The organism is Xanthobacter sp. ZOL 2024 (assembly GCF_052932325.1).
The window spans coordinates 2,932,694-2,949,130 of record NZ_CM128808.1 but is presented as its reverse complement, the minus strand read 5'-3'; the positions used below and the strand labels follow the sequence as shown (position 1 = coordinate 2,949,130).

The 16,437-nt window shown below is 68.7% G+C and carries 14 protein-coding genes; 10 read left to right on the top strand and 4 right to left on the bottom strand.

The window, feature by feature from the left end; genetic code table 11:
- Positions 1 to 12: 12 nt before the first annotated feature.
- From ACU4E7_RS13505 to ACU4E7_RS13470, 8 genes are all read left to right on the top strand, one after another.
- A complete protein-coding gene (locus ACU4E7_RS13505; RefSeq protein ID WP_238121473.1) occupies positions 13 to 885 on the top strand; it encodes a branched-chain amino acid ABC transporter permease in 873 nt (290 codons plus the stop codon).
- A 10-nt stretch (positions 886 to 895) separates the two neighbouring features.
- A complete protein-coding gene (locus ACU4E7_RS13500; protein WP_447019155.1) occupies positions 896 to 1,906 on the top strand; it encodes a branched-chain amino acid ABC transporter permease in 1,011 nt (336 codons plus the stop codon).
- The gene (locus ACU4E7_RS13495; RefSeq protein WP_447019154.1) at positions 1,893 to 2,603 is read left to right on the top strand and encodes an ABC transporter ATP-binding protein; all 711 of its coding nucleotides are present in this window, start codon (positions 1,893 to 1,895) and stop codon (positions 2,601 to 2,603) included. Before ACU4E7_RS13500 ends, ACU4E7_RS13495 begins: the two co-directional genes overlap by 14 nt.
- Positions 2,596 to 3,306, top strand: a complete 711-nt coding sequence (locus tag ACU4E7_RS13490) for an ABC transporter ATP-binding protein (RefSeq protein ID WP_238121467.1) — start codon at positions 2,596 to 2,598, stop codon at positions 3,304 to 3,306. The genes ACU4E7_RS13495 and ACU4E7_RS13490 overlap by 8 nt, the downstream gene beginning before the upstream one ends.
- A 68-nt stretch (positions 3,307 to 3,374) precedes the next feature.
- Complete coding sequence (locus tag ACU4E7_RS13485) at positions 3,375 to 4,292, top strand: NAD(P)H-dependent flavin oxidoreductase (protein ID WP_447021634.1); 918 nt, start codon at positions 3,375 to 3,377, stop codon at positions 4,290 to 4,292.
- A gap of 69 nt (positions 4,293 to 4,361) precedes the next feature.
- Positions 4,362 to 5,114 carry an enoyl-CoA hydratase-related protein gene (locus tag ACU4E7_RS13480; protein ID WP_447019153.1) on the top strand — a complete coding sequence of 251 codons (753 nt, stop codon included), beginning with the start codon at positions 4,362 to 4,364 and terminating at the stop codon, positions 5,112 to 5,114.
- Between the two features lie 97 nt (positions 5,115 to 5,211).
- Positions 5,212 to 6,021, top strand: a complete 810-nt coding sequence (locus ACU4E7_RS13475) for an IclR family transcriptional regulator (protein ID WP_238121463.1) — start codon at positions 5,212 to 5,214, stop codon at positions 6,019 to 6,021.
- A gap of 75 nt (positions 6,022 to 6,096) precedes the next feature.
- On the top strand, positions 6,097 to 7,320 hold the full coding sequence (locus ACU4E7_RS13470; protein WP_447019152.1) for a CaiB/BaiF CoA transferase family protein: 1,224 nt from the start codon (positions 6,097 to 6,099) through the stop codon (positions 7,318 to 7,320).
- Between the two features lie 106 nt (positions 7,321 to 7,426).
- On the opposite strand, the gene ACU4E7_RS13465 is transcribed toward ACU4E7_RS13470, so the two are convergent.
- From ACU4E7_RS13465 to ACU4E7_RS13450, 4 genes are read right to left on the bottom strand one after another with little or no spacing between them, the layout of a single operon-like run.
- Positions 7,427 to 9,379 carry a TRAP transporter permease gene (locus ACU4E7_RS13465; RefSeq protein ID WP_447019151.1) on the bottom strand — a complete coding sequence of 651 codons (1,953 nt, stop codon included), beginning with the start codon at positions 9,377 to 9,379 and terminating at the stop codon, positions 7,427 to 7,429.
- Between the two features lie 56 nt (positions 9,380 to 9,435).
- Positions 9,436 to 10,569 (bottom strand): TAXI family TRAP transporter solute-binding subunit, encoded by a 1,134-nt coding sequence (locus tag ACU4E7_RS13460; RefSeq protein WP_238121458.1) that lies wholly within the window; start codon positions 10,567 to 10,569, stop codon positions 9,436 to 9,438.
- A gap of 32 nt (positions 10,570 to 10,601) precedes the next feature.
- On the bottom strand, positions 10,602 to 11,846 hold the full coding sequence (locus ACU4E7_RS13455) for a CaiB/BaiF CoA transferase family protein (RefSeq protein ID WP_447019150.1): 1,245 nt from the start codon (positions 11,844 to 11,846) through the stop codon (positions 10,602 to 10,604).
- Complete coding sequence (locus tag ACU4E7_RS13450) at positions 11,843 to 13,567, bottom strand: acyl-CoA dehydrogenase family protein (RefSeq protein ID WP_447019149.1); 1,725 nt, start codon at positions 13,565 to 13,567, stop codon at positions 11,843 to 11,845. Before ACU4E7_RS13450 ends, ACU4E7_RS13455 begins: the two co-directional genes overlap by 4 nt.
- Positions 13,568 to 13,692: 125 nt before the next feature.
- Between ACU4E7_RS13450 and ACU4E7_RS13445 the strand changes: the two genes are divergently transcribed.
- Both ACU4E7_RS13445 and ACU4E7_RS13440 read left to right on the top strand, forming a co-directional pair.
- Positions 13,693 to 14,598 carry a LysR family transcriptional regulator gene (locus tag ACU4E7_RS13445; protein ID WP_238121453.1) on the top strand — a complete coding sequence of 302 codons (906 nt, stop codon included), beginning with the start codon at positions 13,693 to 13,695 and terminating at the stop codon, positions 14,596 to 14,598.
- A gap of 196 nt (positions 14,599 to 14,794) precedes the next feature.
- On the top strand, positions 14,795 to 16,435 hold the full coding sequence (locus ACU4E7_RS13440; RefSeq protein WP_238121451.1) for a Na+/H+ antiporter: 1,641 nt from the start codon (positions 14,795 to 14,797) through the stop codon (positions 16,433 to 16,435).
- Positions 16,436 to 16,437 lie beyond the last annotated feature (2 nt).

Below are 16,437 nucleotides of genomic sequence, written 5' to 3'. Positions count from 1 at the left end.
CGTCGAGGTGACATGACCGAACTCGTTCTGCAGGCGCTGTTTTCCGGCGTGCTGATCGGCGGCGTCTATGCGCTGGTGGCGCTCGGCCTCGCCCTCGCCTTCGGCGCTATGCGCATCATCAACCTGGCCCATGGCGAACTGGTGCTGCTGGCCGCCTACATGGCCTATCTGGTGGAATCCCGCACCGGGCTCGACCCCTATTTCGCCATTCCCCTGGCGCTGATCGTGGTCGGCGTGGCGAGCTGGATCCTGTTCCTGCTGGTGGACCGCATCAAGGACCACCGGGAGCTCAACTCCCTCATCCTCACCTTCGCCATTGGCATCATTCTCACCAATGCCATCCTGCTGCTGTTCGCCAGCGATGTGCGCACCACCAGCTCCGCCTTCCTGCAGGATGCGGTGTCGTTCGGCGACGTCTACGCCATGCGCGGCGAGCTGATCGCCTTCGTCCTGGCGCTGGTGCTCATGGGCGTGCTGTGGTGGTGGCTCAAGTCCAGCTGGTACGGGCGCGCGGTGCGCGCGGTGTCGTCCAATCGCGGCGCCGCCCAGCTCATGGGCATCAACCCCACCCGCATCGAAACCGTGTCGTTCCTGGTGGCCGGCGCCCTCGCATCGTTCGCCGGCATCGCCCTCTACACCATGAGCGTGGTGCAGCCGGCCACCGGCCATGCGCTCACCGTGAAGGCCTTCATCATCACCGTGCTGGCCGGCGTCGGCTCCATCCCCGGGGTGTTCCTGGGCGCGGTGCTGCTGGGCCTTACCGAGGCGCTCACCGTCACGTTCGCCAGCTCCGCCCTGCAGGAACTCGCCGGCATGGTGCTGTTCCTGCTCGTTCTGTTCTTCATGCCGAACGGCCTGTTCGGCGCGCGCGCCCGCCGCGGCTGAAAGGCGAGCCATGAGCCACTCTGCATCCCATCCCGCCGCCGGTTCCCCGGCCGGTTCCTCCACCGCCCGAGGCATCGCCCTCGGCGCCGGCCTCCTGGTGCTCGCGCTGGTGCCCCTCATGGTGGGCGCCAGCCCCTACATGCTGGGCCTTCTGATCTCCGCCCTGATCCTCGCCGGCCTTGCCTTGTCGTGGGCGCTGCTGGGCAATCTCGGCGGCATGGTCTCGTTCGGTCACGCCGCCTTCTTCGGCGTCGGCGCCTATGCCTCCGCCTTGCTGGCGGCCCGGCTCAACGTGCCGGTGCTGCTCGCCATTCCCATCGGCGGGCTGTTCGCCACCCTCTCCTCCCTCGCCATGCTGCCGGCGCTGCGATTGTCCGGGCCCTATTTCGCCCTGGCCATCCTCGCCTATGCGCAGATCTTCCGCATTCTCGCCACCGAGCTCGACTGGCTCACCGGCGGCGCCGCCGGCCTGCAGCGCTTCCCCGGCCTGCCCACCGTGTTCGGCCTCGACCTGTCCGAGCGCGCCGGCAGCTATGTGCTGGTTCTGGCCTGCGTGGTGCTGTTCGCGCTGGTCTATGTCGTCATCCGCCGCAGCCATGTGGGCACCGCCCTGCGCGCCATCGCCGAGAGCGAGGACGCCACCCGGGTGGTGGGCGTGAACGCCACCGTGCTGAAGACCTGGATGCTGCTGCTCTCCGCCTTCATCGCCGGCGTGTTCGGGGCCCTCAATGCCCACATCATCGGCTTTCTCGAACCCGATTATGCCTTCTCCGGCATCTGGAGCGTCATGCCCATCATCGCCGCGGTGTTCGGCGGATACCGCACCGTGCTCGGCCCCATCGTCGGGGCGGTGGTGATCTATCTGTTCGACCAGGTGGTGGCCAAGAGCCTGATCCCGGTGGGGCACCAGATCCTGCTCGGCATCGTGCTGGCAGTGATGGTGCTGGTGGCCCCCAACGGGCTCTCCGGCCTCGTCGCCCGCCTCTTCCCCCGCTCGGAGAAGCACCATGCTGAAGCTTGACGCCGTCACCGTCCGCTTCGGCGGCCTCACCGCCCTCTCGGACGTCTCCTTCGAGATCCCTCAGGGCGAGATCCTCGGCCTCGTCGGCCCCAATGGCGCCGGCAAGACCACCTTGTTCAACTCCATCTCGGGCCTGGTGAAGGCCCGGGGCCAGATCACCTTCGATGGCAAAAACGTCATCCGGCTACCGCTCCATCGCCGGGCGCGGGTGGGCATCGGCCGCACCTTCCAGATCCCCCAGCCCATGCACCATCTCTCGGTGCGGGAAAATCTCACGGTGGCTCAAGTATTTGGCGCCGGGCGCTACGACCCCAAGCGGATCGATGAGATCCTCGCGGTGATGGAACTCTCCCACAAGGCCGACGCGGATGCCGCCTCCGCCCTCGCCCTGCAGGAGCTGAAGCGGCTGGAGATCGCCAAGGCCCTCGCCACCGAGCCCAAGCTGCTCCTCCTCGACGAGGTGCTGGCCGGCCTGGAGAGCAACGCCAAGCGCACATTCATGTTGAAGCTCAGGGAGTTGCACCGCCTGTTCGGGCTCACCATCGTGATCGTCGAGCACGACATCGAGACGATCTCGGAACTGTGCACCCGCGCCGTGGTGCTGAACTTCGGCCAGCTCATCGCCGACGGCACACCGGCCGAGGTGTTCGCCAATCCGGCGGTGATGGAAAGCTACACGGGGACCGCCCATGCTTGAGACCCGCAACCTCACCTCCGGCTATGGCGCCATCACCGTGCTGTGGGATGTGAACCTCACCTTCCGCGAAGGTGCGCTGACCGCCATCGTCGGCCCCAACGGCGCCGGAAAAACCACGCTGCTGCGGACGCTTACGGGCCTCCTGCCCTATCAGGGCGAGATCCTCCTGGGCGGCCAGCCACTCAAGGGCAAGACCTGGGATCTCGCCGCGCAGGGCATCGTCATGGTGCCGGAAGGCCGGCTGGTGTTCCGCGACATGTCGGTGGAGGAAAACCTCTATCTGGGCGCCTATCCGGAGCGCTGCCGGGCCGACCTCGCCACCAATCTGGAGCGCATGTACACTTTCTTCCCCCGCCTCAAGGAGCGCCGCCACCAACTGGCTGGCTCGCTCTCCGGCGGCGAGGCGCAGATGGTGGCCATGGGCCGCGGGCTGATGGCGAAACCCCGCATCCTGCTCATCGACGAGCCCTCCCTGGGCCTCGCCCCGGTGATCGTCAACGAGGTGTTCGACATCATCCGCAAGCTGAAGGGTGAGGGCACCACCATCATCCTCATCGAGCAGAACACCCGCATGGCCTTGTCGGTGGCCGATGATCTCCACCTGATGCGCTCGGGCAAGGTGGTAATGTCGGAGCCCGCCGCCGGCGTCGACATCGACCGCCTCCACGACCTCTATTTCGCGCGGGAGGGACAGGCCCAGTGAGCGACGCGGAAAGCCGCCTGCCGCCGGCGCTGCGCGGCTCCCTGTCCCTGCCGGTCATCGCCTCGCCCATGTTCATCCTCTCCGGTCCGGAGCTGGTGATCGCCGAGTGCCTGGCCGGCGTGGTCGGCGCCTTTCCCGCCCTCAATGCCCGCGCCCCGGAGACGCTCGCCGACTGGCTCCGGCGCATTAAGACGGAACTTGCCGCCGCCCGCGCCCTGGACCCCACCCGGCGCATCGCGCCGTTCGCGGTCAACCAGATCGTCCATGCCTCCAACGACCGGCTGGCCCAGGACATGGAGACCTGCGTCGCCCATGAGGTGCCGCTGATCATCACCTCCCTGCGCGCCCCCGGCGAGGTGGTGCGCCAGGCCCATTCCTATGGCGGCGTGGTGTTCCATGACGTGACCACCGTGCGCCATGCGGAAAAGGCGCTGGAAGCGGGGGTGGATGGCCTCATCCTGGTGTGCGCGGGCGCCGGCGGCCATGCCGGCACCCTCAGCCCGTTCGCCCTGCTCAGCGAGGTGCGGCGCTTCTATGACGGCCCCATCGCTCTGGCCGGCGCCATCACCACCGGCGACGGCATCCTGGCGGCCCAGGCGCTGGGGGCCGACCTCGCTTATATGGGCACCCGCTTTATCGCCACCGCCGAATCCCGCGCGGTGCCCGCCTACAAGGAGATGATCGCCGGCTCGGCGGCCTCCGACATCCTCTACTCCCCCTTCTTCACCGGCGTTCCGGGGAACTACCTGAAGCCCTCGGTGGTCGCCGCCGGCCTCGACCCCGAGGCCTTGCCCCATGGGGACAAGAGCGCCATGAATTTCGGCTCGGGCCGGGTGAAGGCCTGGCGCGACGTGTGGGGGGCCGGCCAGGGGGTGGGCACCATATCCGACGCGCCGCCGGTGGCGAATATGGTCGCCCGCCTGGTGGACGAATATGCGCAGGCCCGCCAGCGCCTTGCCACCACGGCCGCAGCCTACGCGACCTGAAACACTTATCCCCAGCACCCAAACTCCAGGCGACGCGGCAGACGTCGCCGGAAACCACAGGAGACGCCCATGGCCCCGAGCCTCGTCATCAGCGATCCGCACCCGCGCGTACGCCAGCTCACCATCTCCCGCCCCGAGCGGCGCAACGCGCTCGATCGCGCGACCTATGGCGCCCTTGGCGCGGCGCTGAGCGCGGCGGCGGACGACGACGACGTGGGCGCGGTAGTGCTCACCGGCGCCAAGGGCTGCTTCACCGCGGGCAATGACCTTGCTGATTTCCAGGACACCTCGGACACTGGCGAGCCCAGCGCCGGGCTCACCTATCTCGGCGTGCTCTCCACCTTCCCCAAGCCCGTCATCGCGGCGGTCGAAGGCTTCGCGGTGGGCATCGGCACCACCATGCTACTGCATTGCGATCTCGCCTATGCCGGTGGCGGCGCCCGCTTCCGGCTGCCGTTCGTCAATCTCGGCCTGTGCCCGGAAGGCGCCTCGAGCTATCTGCTGCCGCGGGTGGCGGGCACCAAGAAGGCAGCCGAGCTGCTGCTGCTGGGCGAGCTGTTCGGCGCCGAGACCGCCCGCGAGGCCGGCATCGTCAATGCCGTCACCGCCGAAGGCGGAGCGCTCGATCTCGCCTTGGAGAAAGCGCGCGCCCTGGCGGTGCTGCCGGCGGAATCGCTCATCGCCACCAAGCGCCTGCTGCGGGCGGCGACGGCCGCCCCGGTGACGCAGGCGCTGCACCTGGAGGCGGAGAGCTTCCATGCCCTGCGGCGCGGCCCGGCCGCCCAGGCGGCATTCGCGGCGTTCTTCAAGAAACAGCCATGAGTGGGGCCAGCGCGCCGAATCCACGATAATGGAGCCCGAGCAGCGGCCCCGCGCCGCCCGGCACGCCCCGGCACGCGGCGACACTGAGGTTTTCGCCATGACCCGGAATGAAACACCGGCCGACATTGAGGCCGACAGCGACGGCAAGGACGACCGTCACTTCATCACCGCCCTGGCCCGCGGCCTGGAGGTGCTTGCCTGCTTCAAGCGCGGCGAGACCTTCCTGGCCAATCACGAGATTGCCGAGCGCTGCAAGCTGCCGCGCTCCACGGTCTCGCGCCTCACCTACACGCTGACCAAGATGGGCTACCTGCACTTCGTAGAGGAGGTGGGCAAATATCGGCTCGGCACCCAATTGGTGGCGCTGAGCACGGTGGCCCTGGGTGGCCTCGATGTGCGCCAGATCGCCCGTCCGGCGATGCGGGACCTCGCCAATTTCTCCAGCGCCACCGTGGGGCTGGCGGTGCGGGACCGGCTGTCCATGCGCTATGTGGAATCGCTGCGGGGCCCGGCCGCCATCTCCCTCAATATCGATGTGGGCGTGCGCATGTCCATCGCCCGCTCGTCCATCGGCCGCGCGTTCATCGCCGTGCTGAACGAGGCGGAACGGGCGCCGCTGTTCGAGGAGCTGCGCATGCTCGATCCGTTGGCCTGGCCGCAGGTGCGCGACAGCCTCCACAAGGCCATGGACGATTATGCGAGGCTCGGGGTGTGCTGCTCGTTCGGCGACTGGCAGGAAAGCGTCAGCGCCATCGCCGTGGGCTTCCGGCCCGGCGGTGGCCTGCCGCCCATGGCCATCAATTGCGGTGCGCCCACCGTCATCTCTCCCCCCCAGTTCCTGCTCGACGAGGTGCGCCCGCGCCTGATCGAGATGGTGCGCCGCCTGGACGGCGTAATGGGGGCCTGAAGCCCGCCGCCCCTGAAGCGCCCCTTGTAGCGCGCGTTGAAGCGCCCCTTGTAGCGCCCGTTGGAGTTGCCGTTGATGACCCACACCCCCTCCACCCCGGATGCCGACCTGCCATTGGCGGGCGTGCGCGTGCTCGACCTGTCGCGCATCCTCGCCGGCCCCTGGTGCGCCATGGTGCTGGGCGATCTCGGCGCCGACGTGATCAAGGTGGAGCACCCCGGCCGCGGCGACGACACCCGCGATTGGGGCCTGAGAACCGGCACCAGCAACACCTCCTATTTCGACAGCGTCAATCGCAACAAGCGTTCCATCGGCATCGATCTCGCCACCGCCGAAGGGGTCGCCCTGGTGAAGGCGATGGCGCGCGAGGCCGACGTGGTGGTGCAGAATTTCAAGACCGGAGGCGCCGACAAGCTGGGCCTCGGCTATGCTGATCTCTGCGCCGTGAACCCCCGCCTCATCTATTGCTCCATCGCCGGCTACGGCTCCGATGGCCCAGAGGCGACGCGGCCCGGATACGACCTGGTCGTTCAGGGCGAGGCGGGGCTGATGGCGCTCAATGGCGAGGCCAGCCAGCCGCCGCTCAAATTCGGCGTCGCCGCGGTCGATCTCTTCACCGGCCAATATGCGGCCCAGGCGGTGCTGGCGGCCCTCTACCAGCGCGAGCGCACCGGGCGCGGCCGCCAGATCGAGCTGGCGCTTTTTGACTGCGGGCTCACCCTCACCAGCTATTACGGCCTGGAGGCTCTGGCCCAGCGGCAGGATCCGCCGCGCTATGGCAATGCCCATCCCTCCATCGTGCCCTATGGCGTGTTCCAGGCCGGCGATGGCCCACTGGTGCTGACGGTGGGCAACAATGCCCAGTTCAAGCGCTTCTGCGAGGTCATTCTCGATCGTCCGGACCTGCCGGCGGACCCGCGCTTCGCCACCAATCTGGAACGCTCGCGCAACCGGGCGGCACTGCTGCCGATCCTGGAAGCGGAGCTTCTGAAGCATCGCCGCACCGATCTGCTGGCGGCGCTGAAGGCCGCCGGCATTCCCGGCGGCGAGGTGCTGGGGCTGCTGGAGGCGCTCACCTCGGCGCGGGCCGAGGCCGCCGGCATGGTGGTCAGCGGCACCGCCGATACCGGACAGCCGCGCTATGTGCTGGCGCCGCCCTACCGCATGGATGGACAGCGCATGCCGGTGCGCCGCATGCCGCCGCCGCTGGCCGGTGACACCGCCGCCATCCTCGGCGAGGAGCTGGGCCAATCGCCCGAACAACTGGCCCAATTGCAGGCCCGCTCCGTCGTCCGCTGAGGCGGCAAAAGACGTTGTCCCGGCACGATCGGCTATCGTGCCGGGACTCCGGATCGCCGCCGACCGTCCCCCGAACCGGATCGCGACGATCATCCGTGACCGCCGCCTAGCCCAGCTCGGAGCCGACGCGACCGGCCCGGCGCCGCATCAGCGCCATGCCCACCGCCGTCAGCACCAGCACCAGCGCGCCAGCGAGCTCGGTCTGCCGGATCGGCACCATCAGCAGCACCGCGCCCACCAGCACCGCGCCACGCTCCAGCGTGCCGATGGTGCCCACCCGGTAGATGTAGCCTTCCACCGCGCAGCACAGGAGCACGGTCGCCACCACCGCGGTGCCTACCGAGACGACAATGTTGAAGACATCCCCCTGCAGCAGCAGGCCCGGATTGTAGACGAACATGAAGGGCAGGATGAACAGCACCAGCCCCAGCCGCATGGAGGCGAACCCCGTCTCCAGCCCGCGCGCCCCGGCGATCTGCGCGGCGGCGATGGAGGCCAGGGCCACCGGCGGCGTGATGTAGGAGAGCATGCCCCAATAGAGCACGAACAGGTGCGCACCCAAGGGGTTGAGCCCGAGCCCCACCAGCGCCGGGGCCAGCACCGTGGCGAGGAAGATGTAGCAGGCGCTAACCGTCATCCCCATGCCCAGCACGAAGCTGGTGAGCGCGCCGAGCAACAGCAGCAGCAGCACGTTGTTGCCGCCATAGAGCACCAGCTCGCGAGAGAAGGCGCTGCCCACCCCGGTCATGGCCAGCGACCCGACGATCAGGCCGATGCCGCACAGGGTCGCCACCAGATAGGCGATGTTGCCGGTCACATCGAGCAGCAGCTCGCGCACGGTGCGCAGCGGCAGCACGCGGCGGGTGGCCACCATGCCCAGCACCAGCATGATCGCCGTGGCGTAATAGGCGGCGCGATCGGGGCTGGCGACGAACAGGAGCACCACCAGCACCACCAGCGACACCAGATGGTGCCAGCCGCCCCGCACCGTGGCCAACAGCCTCGGCAGCTGGTCGCGCCCCACCCCGCGGATGCCGGTGCGTGCGGCGAACACATCGGCCTGGATGAACAGCGCCAGGTAATAGAGCAGCGAGGGCACAACCGCCGCCACCACGATGGTGGTGTAGGAGGTGTCGAGGAACGAGGCCATGATGAAGGCCACCGCCCCCATCACCGGCGGCATCAAAGTACCCCCGGTGGAGGCGCAGGCTTCCATCGCCGCGGCATAGGTGGGGGGATAGCCGGCCCGCTTCATGGCCGGAATGGTCAAGCGCCCGGTGGTGAGCACGTTGGAGATGACGCTGCCCGACAGCGAGCCGAACAAAGCGGAGGAGAGCACTGCCACCTTGGCCGGTCCGCCGCGGCTGCGGCCCATGAGGGCCATGGACAGATCCATGAAGAACTGCCCGCCGCCCATGACGCTGAGCACCGAGCCGAAGATGATGAAGCCCACCAGGGCATCGGCCACCACCCGCAACGGCATGCCGATGACGCTCTCCGCGCCCATCACATGGGCGGCCAGCGTTTCGGACAGGTTGAGCTGCGTGCCCCACAGAAAGCCGGGCATGGAGCCGGCGAACAGGGGATAGGCCGCGAACACCACGCAGATGGCGAGCAGCACCAGGCCGCCGGTGCGGCGCACCGCCTCCAGCGCCAGCAGCACCACGATGGCGCACACCGCCACGGCGAACGGCGGGGCCACCACCTCCCAGCCGCTGGTGATGATGGTTTCCGCCTCGAACGCCAGATAGCCACCGGTGAGCAAAGCGAGGACCGCGCAACCCCAGTCGAACGGCGTCACGTCGCCATCGCTGCCCCGGGCCGGCTGCAGCAGGAAGGCCGCCGCCAGGAACAGGCTCACGAGGACGTAATAATACCGGTTGGCGAGCAACGGCAGCACGCCGGCGATTTCAAGATTGAAGCTCTGCGCCGTGATGATGGCGAGGCCGGCGCCGCCAAGCAGCAGTAGCGCCGCCTTGACGGCACCGCGGACCCGTGGGGCCGGCGTGACCTCGGCCGCGGCGGCACGGACCTGCCCATTCTGGGATGGATCGGACATGGGGGTTCCTCCTGGACACACCCGTGCCGCGCGCGGCACGGGCCGGACCGCAAAGCTCAGTTCAGATGCTGCTTGCGATAGGTGTCCCAGAAGGCGGGCCAATCGGCATCGGCAACCTTCTTCTCGGCGGCCAGGGTGCGCGCGGTGCTCCAGGCGGCGCGCACCGCTTCGAGCCGGGCCAGGCGGGCCGTGTTCCAGGCCTCGTCCCGGTCCGTCCACACGCCGATCTCCTTCAGATAGCGGATGGCGCCGGAATGGAACGGCGCGTCCGACGGCGCGGTGCCGGCATCGGCGAGGCGCCACCCGGGCATGGCATTGGTGGCGCCGGAATAAAGGCCATAGGTCTTGTCCAGGGCCTTGAGGAACTCATAGACGTCCTCGTCCGAAGCGTTGGCATAGACGGAGATCATCGGGTAGCGCACGGCGAACAGCTCCGCCGGCTTCTCCGGCGACAGGCCGGCGCCGGCGGTGGCCGTCACGGGCGCGAAGAAGTCGGCCACCGAGGTGATCGCCTTCCAGCCCGCCGCATTGTCCTTCGGCAACGGCACCCAGGCGATGCCCCGCTGGGACTCCAGCTCGTAGAGCGCCGCCGCGGTGGGCGTGGTGCCGGCCACGTCGGCCTGGCCGTTCACCAGCGCCTGCAGCGCCGCGCCATAGGACGGCACCTCCACCACATGCACGTCGTCCCAGGTCAGCCCGCCGAAGGCCAGCATGGCCTCTACCTTGATGTTGATGGACGGGTTGGCCTTGATGCGCGGCACCCGTTTGCCACGCACGTCGGCGACGCTCTTGATGCCGCTGTCGGCAGCGGTGGCGAGGCCGAAGGTGGACGGGCGCCCCGCCAGCACCCGCAGATCCTGCGGGCCCCAATCGGCGGCGGCAAAATCATAGGTGCCTTCGGTGGCGAAATAGAGCTCGTCGGCCAGCCACCCATATTGCGCGCGGCCGGTCTTGAGCGGCAGCAGGCGGGCGATGGAGGTGCCCGAGGGCATCAGCCGCACCCGCGTGCCATAGGCCTTGCCGAAGGCATCGGCGATGGCGGACGCTTCCACGAAGCCGCTGGAGCCCACGTCATAGGTGGCCCACACCATGCTCGACGGCAGCTTCGGCTCCGCTGCGCCGGCCGCACCCGCGCTCACGGCAAGCCCGATCGACAGGGCAAGCGCCCTGACATTGAAATGCTTCATCATGTCCTCCCGACATCTGATCTGAATTGGCGTGATCAGTTCTGGTGGGTCCGTTGGCGCGGCACCACACCGTGTTGCGTCAGTTCTTCCGCTTCTTTCGCCTCGATCCCGGCCTCGGCCAGGATCTCCGCCGTCTGCGCACCGAAACCCGGCGGCGGACGGCGATAACTCGCCGCCGAGCGGCTGAGCCGGATCGGCGCCGCGAGACCGCGATACGCCCCCATTTCCACCACCATGCGCCGATGGGCCGTATGGGGATGGGCCAGGGCCTCGGCCACATCGAGAATGGCGCCGGCGGGCACGCCGGCCGCGATGAGGCGGGTGGCGAGTTCTTCCCCGTCGAACGCCGCCAGCGCGGCTTCCAGCGCGCCCTTCAGCGCCGCCCGGTTCTCCACCCGCGCGCCATTGGTGAGAAAGCGCGGATCCGTCGCGAGGTCAGGCGCGCCGATGGTGGCGCACAGCTTGCGGAACTGCCGGTCGTTGCCCACGGCGAGATAGATGGGGCGGGTGCCGGTGGCATAGGTGGAATAGGGCGCAATATTGGGATGGTCGTTGCCGGTGCGCTGCGGCAGCCGGCCGGAGAGGAAATAGTTCGCCGCATGGGGATGGAGCAGCGACAGGGCGGAGTCGAACAAGGTCGCCTCCACCGATTGGCCGCGCCCCGTCTGCGCCCGGTTCTGCAGGGCGAGGAGAATGCCGAGGGCGGCGTTGAGCCCCGTCACCATGTCCACCACCGGCAGGCCGACGCGGGTGGGCTCGCCACCGGCCACGCCATTGACGCTCATGATGCCGCCCATGGCCTGCAGAACCGCGTCGTAGCCCGGCAGCCCGCCGAGCGGACCATCGGCGCCGAAGCCACTCACCCGGCAGTGGATGAGGCGGGGAAAGCGCGCGGCCAGAACCTCCTCATAGCCCAGCCCCCATTTCTCCAGGGTTCCGGTCTTGAAATTCTCCACCAGCACATCGGCCCCCTCCAGCAGCCGCAGCAGTACCGCGCGGCCGGCCGGCTGGGTGAGATCGAGGGCCATGGAGCGCTTGTTGCGGTTGACCCCAAGGAAATAGGAGGCGGTGCCATCGAGAAAGGGCGGGCCCCATTCCCGCGTCTCGTCGCCGCCCGGCGGCTCGATCTTGATGATGTCGGCGCCATGGTCGCCGAGCATCTGGGTGGCGAAGGGGCCACCGAGCACACGGCTCAGATCCACCACCTTCAGGCCGGCAAGGGCGCCGGTGGCGGGCGCAGCGGCGTTTTCCAGCGCCTCGATCGGGGCGTGGGCACTCATTCCGCCGCCTCCCGCGCGAGGGATTGGGCGTCGCCGATCAGGAGCTCGATCTCGGCGGCCTCGTCCGCGACGCGCCGCAGCGGATCGCTCGGCATCAGCTTGTGCCGCAGCACCGCGCCGGCGATGGCCTGGCGCAGGCCGGACCGGGCGTTGGTCTGGGCCTCAATGCGAGCGTTTTCCCAGCTCAGCACCGTGGCCGAGGTGGCGTTGTAGACAGCGGTCGCCGCCTCCCGCACCTGCGCCTCACGGCTCTTGTCGTGGGCGACCGCATGCAGCAAATCCACCGCCGCCTTCACCCGGTCGGCAAGGCCGTCCGGCAGACGCTGGGGACCGATCTCCCGCTGCAATTCATCAAGATAGCCGGAGAGCGCCTCCAGGGCGCCTTCGCGGCGGGTGGCGCGGGCCACGTCGAGGGCGACGATATTGCTGGTGCCCTCCCAGATGGACCCGAGATGGGCATCGCGCAGCACCCGGGCATCGGACCATTCCTCGATATAGCCGCAGCCCCCGCGCACCTCCATGGCATCCCCCGCCACCTTGCGGGCATCGCGGCAGGTGCGGAACTTGATCAGCGGCGTGAGGATGCGCAGCACCTTGGCCATGCGGGCATCGCCCGCGTCGGCCGCCTCCAGCACCCGGGCGGTGTGGAACACCATGGAGCGACCCTGCTCGGCGGTGACCTGCATCTTGGCCAATTGGCGCCGCATCAGCGGCAGGTCCGAAAGGCGCGCGCCGAAGGCGGTGCGGTTGCGGGCAACGAACAGCGCCTCGTTCACCGAGCGGCGCATCAGGCCCGCCGACCGCACGCCATTGGCGAGGCGCGACATGTTGATCATGTCGGTCATCTGCTTGAAGCCGGAATTGGGCTCGCCCACCAGATAGGCTTCCGCCCCCTCCAGCATGATCTCGCCAGAGGCCATGGAACGGGTGCCGAGCTTGTCCTTCAGCCGCAGGATCCGATAGGCGTTGCGCCGCCCGTCCGGGAGATGGCGGGGCAGCAGGAACAGGGACAGCCCGCGGGTGCCGGCTCCCGCCCCCTCGGGACGCGCCAGCACCATGCCGAGCGCGGCATCGGGATTGGAGCAGAACCACTTGTCGCCATAGAGGCGCCACACCCCGTCCTCGAGCCGCGCGGTGCACTCGATGGCCCCCACGTCGGAGCCGGCCACCTGCTCGGTCATGAACATGGAGCCCTGGGCCAGGGTTTCCAGATCTTGACTGGTCAGCGCCTCGAAATAGCGCGACACCAGCTCCGGCGCGCCAAACTTCACCAGGGTGCGGGTCAGGGAATCCGTCATGCTGAGGGGGCAGCACAGGCCGAACTCCGCCTGCACGAACAGATAGACCAGCGCATATTTCACCAGCGGCGGCAGCTTGTCCGGCACCCCGAACACTCCCGGGCGATGGGACATGGCGGCCAGGCCGAAATCGCCGAAGGCCACCTGCTCCAGCTCCGCATAGGCCGGATGCTTCACCACGCGCTCGTCGGCGACCCCATTGCGGGCGCGAATGACGAGGCTGGGCGGGTTCTTGTCGGCGGTCAGCGCCAGCTGCTCCAGCCGGTCGCCCACCAGCGCGCCCATGCGCTCCAGGCGCGGCAGCACCCGCTCCAGCATCTCGGGGGCGAGATAGACCCGCAGCAGATCGAGAAAACCGGGATCCGCATGAAACACATTCATGCCGGCACTGTCGGGGATGTTGCGGTGAACCGCAGCGGCCATGTCGTCCTCCCTGTCCGCCGAGTGTCTCGGTCGTGGTGCATTGGGGGGAGGATCAGCGCCTTGCGATTTGAAATCCAATATTGAGTTTGTATTCTGTGATAGCGAAATAGCTATGGATGGAGCCGATGGCCATCACCTTTCGGCAGTTGCAGCACTTCCTGGTGCTGTCCGAGCAGCTCCATTTCGGGCGCGCTGCCCGTGCCCTCCACATCTCCCAGCCGCCCCTGAGCGCCAGCCTCAAGCAGCTGGAGGAGCATCTGGGCTTCCAGCTCATCGAGCGCACCAGCAAGTCGGTGCGCCTCACCCCGGCCGGGGCGGTGTTCGCCAGCCACGCCGCGCGCATCCTCGGCCAGTTGCAGGCGGCCCAGGAGGTCGCCGGCCAGACCGCGCGGGGCACCGTGGGCAAGCTGACCGTGGCGTTCGTGCCCTCCATGCTCTACCGCCGCCTGCCGGTGCTGCTGAAGGGGTTCCAGGATCGCTTTCCGCAGGTGGAGCTGCACCTGCAGGAGATGAACTCCACCCGGCAGATCGAGCAGATCCTCAATCACAAGGTCGACGTGGGCTTCGTGCACGCGACGCCGTTTCCCGACACGGTGGCGACCCTGTCCCTGGAGGTGGAGCGGCTGGTGTGCTGCCTGCCCTTACGTCACCGGCTCGCCGGCCGCAGCCGGCTCTCGCTCCGGGAACTGGCAGGCGAGAAGATCCTGGTGTTCGCCCGCGACTTCGCCGCCCACTACCATGATCGGATCGTCGGCCTGCTGCGGGCGGCCCATGTGGAGCCGCACCTCAACTACCACATCCAGCACTGGTTCACGGTGGTGGCGCTGGTGAGCCAGGGCATGGGCGTCTCCATCGTGCCGCGCTCCCTCAGCACCAGCCATTTCGCGGATGTTGCCTATGTGGAACTGGACGAGGCCACCGCCGCCCACGAGGTGGCCCTCGCCTGGCGCGCCGATGGCGCCACCGATGCCTGCCGCGCCTTCGTGGCCAGCATCCGCGAGCAGTACCGCCCCCTGCCCACCGAGCCCTGACAGGCGCCACGAAATGGCCGGGAAGCGGGTGCCTGCTCACCGCCGCAGAAGGGGCGCGCCATGTCGCGGCCGCCCCCCGCGCGCCGGGATAGCGAGGATTGAAGCGCGGATGCTATTCACAGATACCACCACCCGATTCATCGTGCGCAGCGCCCCATCGGCCTGCGCGCGCCCCTGATGCCGGCCTGCTCCGCCCATGACCCTCATCACCACCATCCTGATCCTGCTGCTTGGTGTCGTCATCTCCGGCTCGCTCACCCGCGCGCTGCCCATTCCGGTGCCCCTGCCCCTGGTGCAGATCGCCCTCGGGTTCGCGGTGGCGGCGGTCGCCGACCTCGGGGTGGAGCTGCAGCCCGACATCTTCTTCCTGCTGTTCCTGCCGCCGCTGCTGTTCCTGGACGGCTGGCGCATCCCCAAGGAAGGCCTGCTGAAGGACAAGGGCGCCATCATCGAGCTGGCATTCGGCCTGGTGGTGTTCACGGTGCTGGGCGTCGGGCTGTTCATCCATTGGATGATCCCCGCCATGCCGCTGGCGGTGGCGTTCGCGCTCGCCGCCATCCTCTCGCCCACCGACCCCATCGCCGTGTCCGCCATCGCCGCCCGCGTGCCCATCCCCAAGCGGCTCATGCACATCCTGGAAGGGGAATCCCTGCTCAACGATGCATCCGGCCTCGTGTGCATGCGGTTCGCGGTGGCGGCGGCGCTCACCGGCGCGTTTTCCCTGTTCGAGGCGGCCGGCACCTTCCTGTGGCTCGCCGCCGGCGGCATCGCCATCGGCGCGGCGGTCACCCTTGGCGTGACCATGACCAAGAACTGGATCTCGCGGCGTCTCGGCGAGGAGACCGGCGCCCAGATCCTCATCAGCCTGCTGATCCCGTTCGCCGCGTATCTCCTGGCGGAGCACCTGCACTGCTCTGGCATTCTCGCCGCCGTCTCCGCCGGCATCACCATGAGCTATGTGGAGCAGAGCGGCCAGGCGCTCGCCATCACCCGGGTCCAGCGCAGCGCCGTGTGGGACATGGTGCAGTTCGCCGCCAATGGCGTCATCTTCGTGCTGCTGGGTGAGCAACTGCCCTCCATTATCGCCGGCGCCGCCCGGGTGGTGCGCGAGGCGGGCCATCACGAGCCCATCTGGCTGGTGGTGTATGTGGTGGCCATCAACGTTGCCCTGGCGGCCCTGCGCTTCATCTGGGCCTGGGTCTCGCTGCGCTTCACGCTCTACCGCGCCGCCCAGCGGGGCATGCCCATGGAGCGGCCCAGCTGGCGGCTGGTGGCGGTGACGGCGCTGGCCGGCGTGCGCGGCGCCATCACCCTTGCCGGCGTGCTCACCTTGCCCATCTTCATGAACGACGGCTCGTTCTTCCCCGCCCGCGACCTCGCCATCTTCCTCGCCGCCGGCGTCATCATCGTCTCGCTGGTGGCGGCCTCCATCGGCCTGCCGATCCTGTTGAAGGGGCTGCAGCTGCCCGCGGAACCCACCCACCAGAAGGCCGAGGACCGGGCCCGGGTGGCCGCCGCCCAGGCCGCCATCAAGGCCATCGAGCAGGCCCAGCACGAGCTGGGCGAAGGCCGTCCCGATGCCGACCTGTACACCGAGGTCGGCGCCCGGGTCATGGACCTCTACCGCCAGCGCATCGACGGCCATTCCCGCACCGGGGCGGACGGCGACCGCTTCCGCACCGCCGAGAAGATCGAGCAGGACCTGCGCCTGGCGGCTCTCAGGGCCGAGCGGGTGGAATTCTATCGCCGCGGGCGCTCCAACCTGTTGTCCGACGAGATGGTGCGCAAGCTGGTGCGCGAGATCGATTTGGTGGAAGCCAAAATGATCTCCGACTGAGC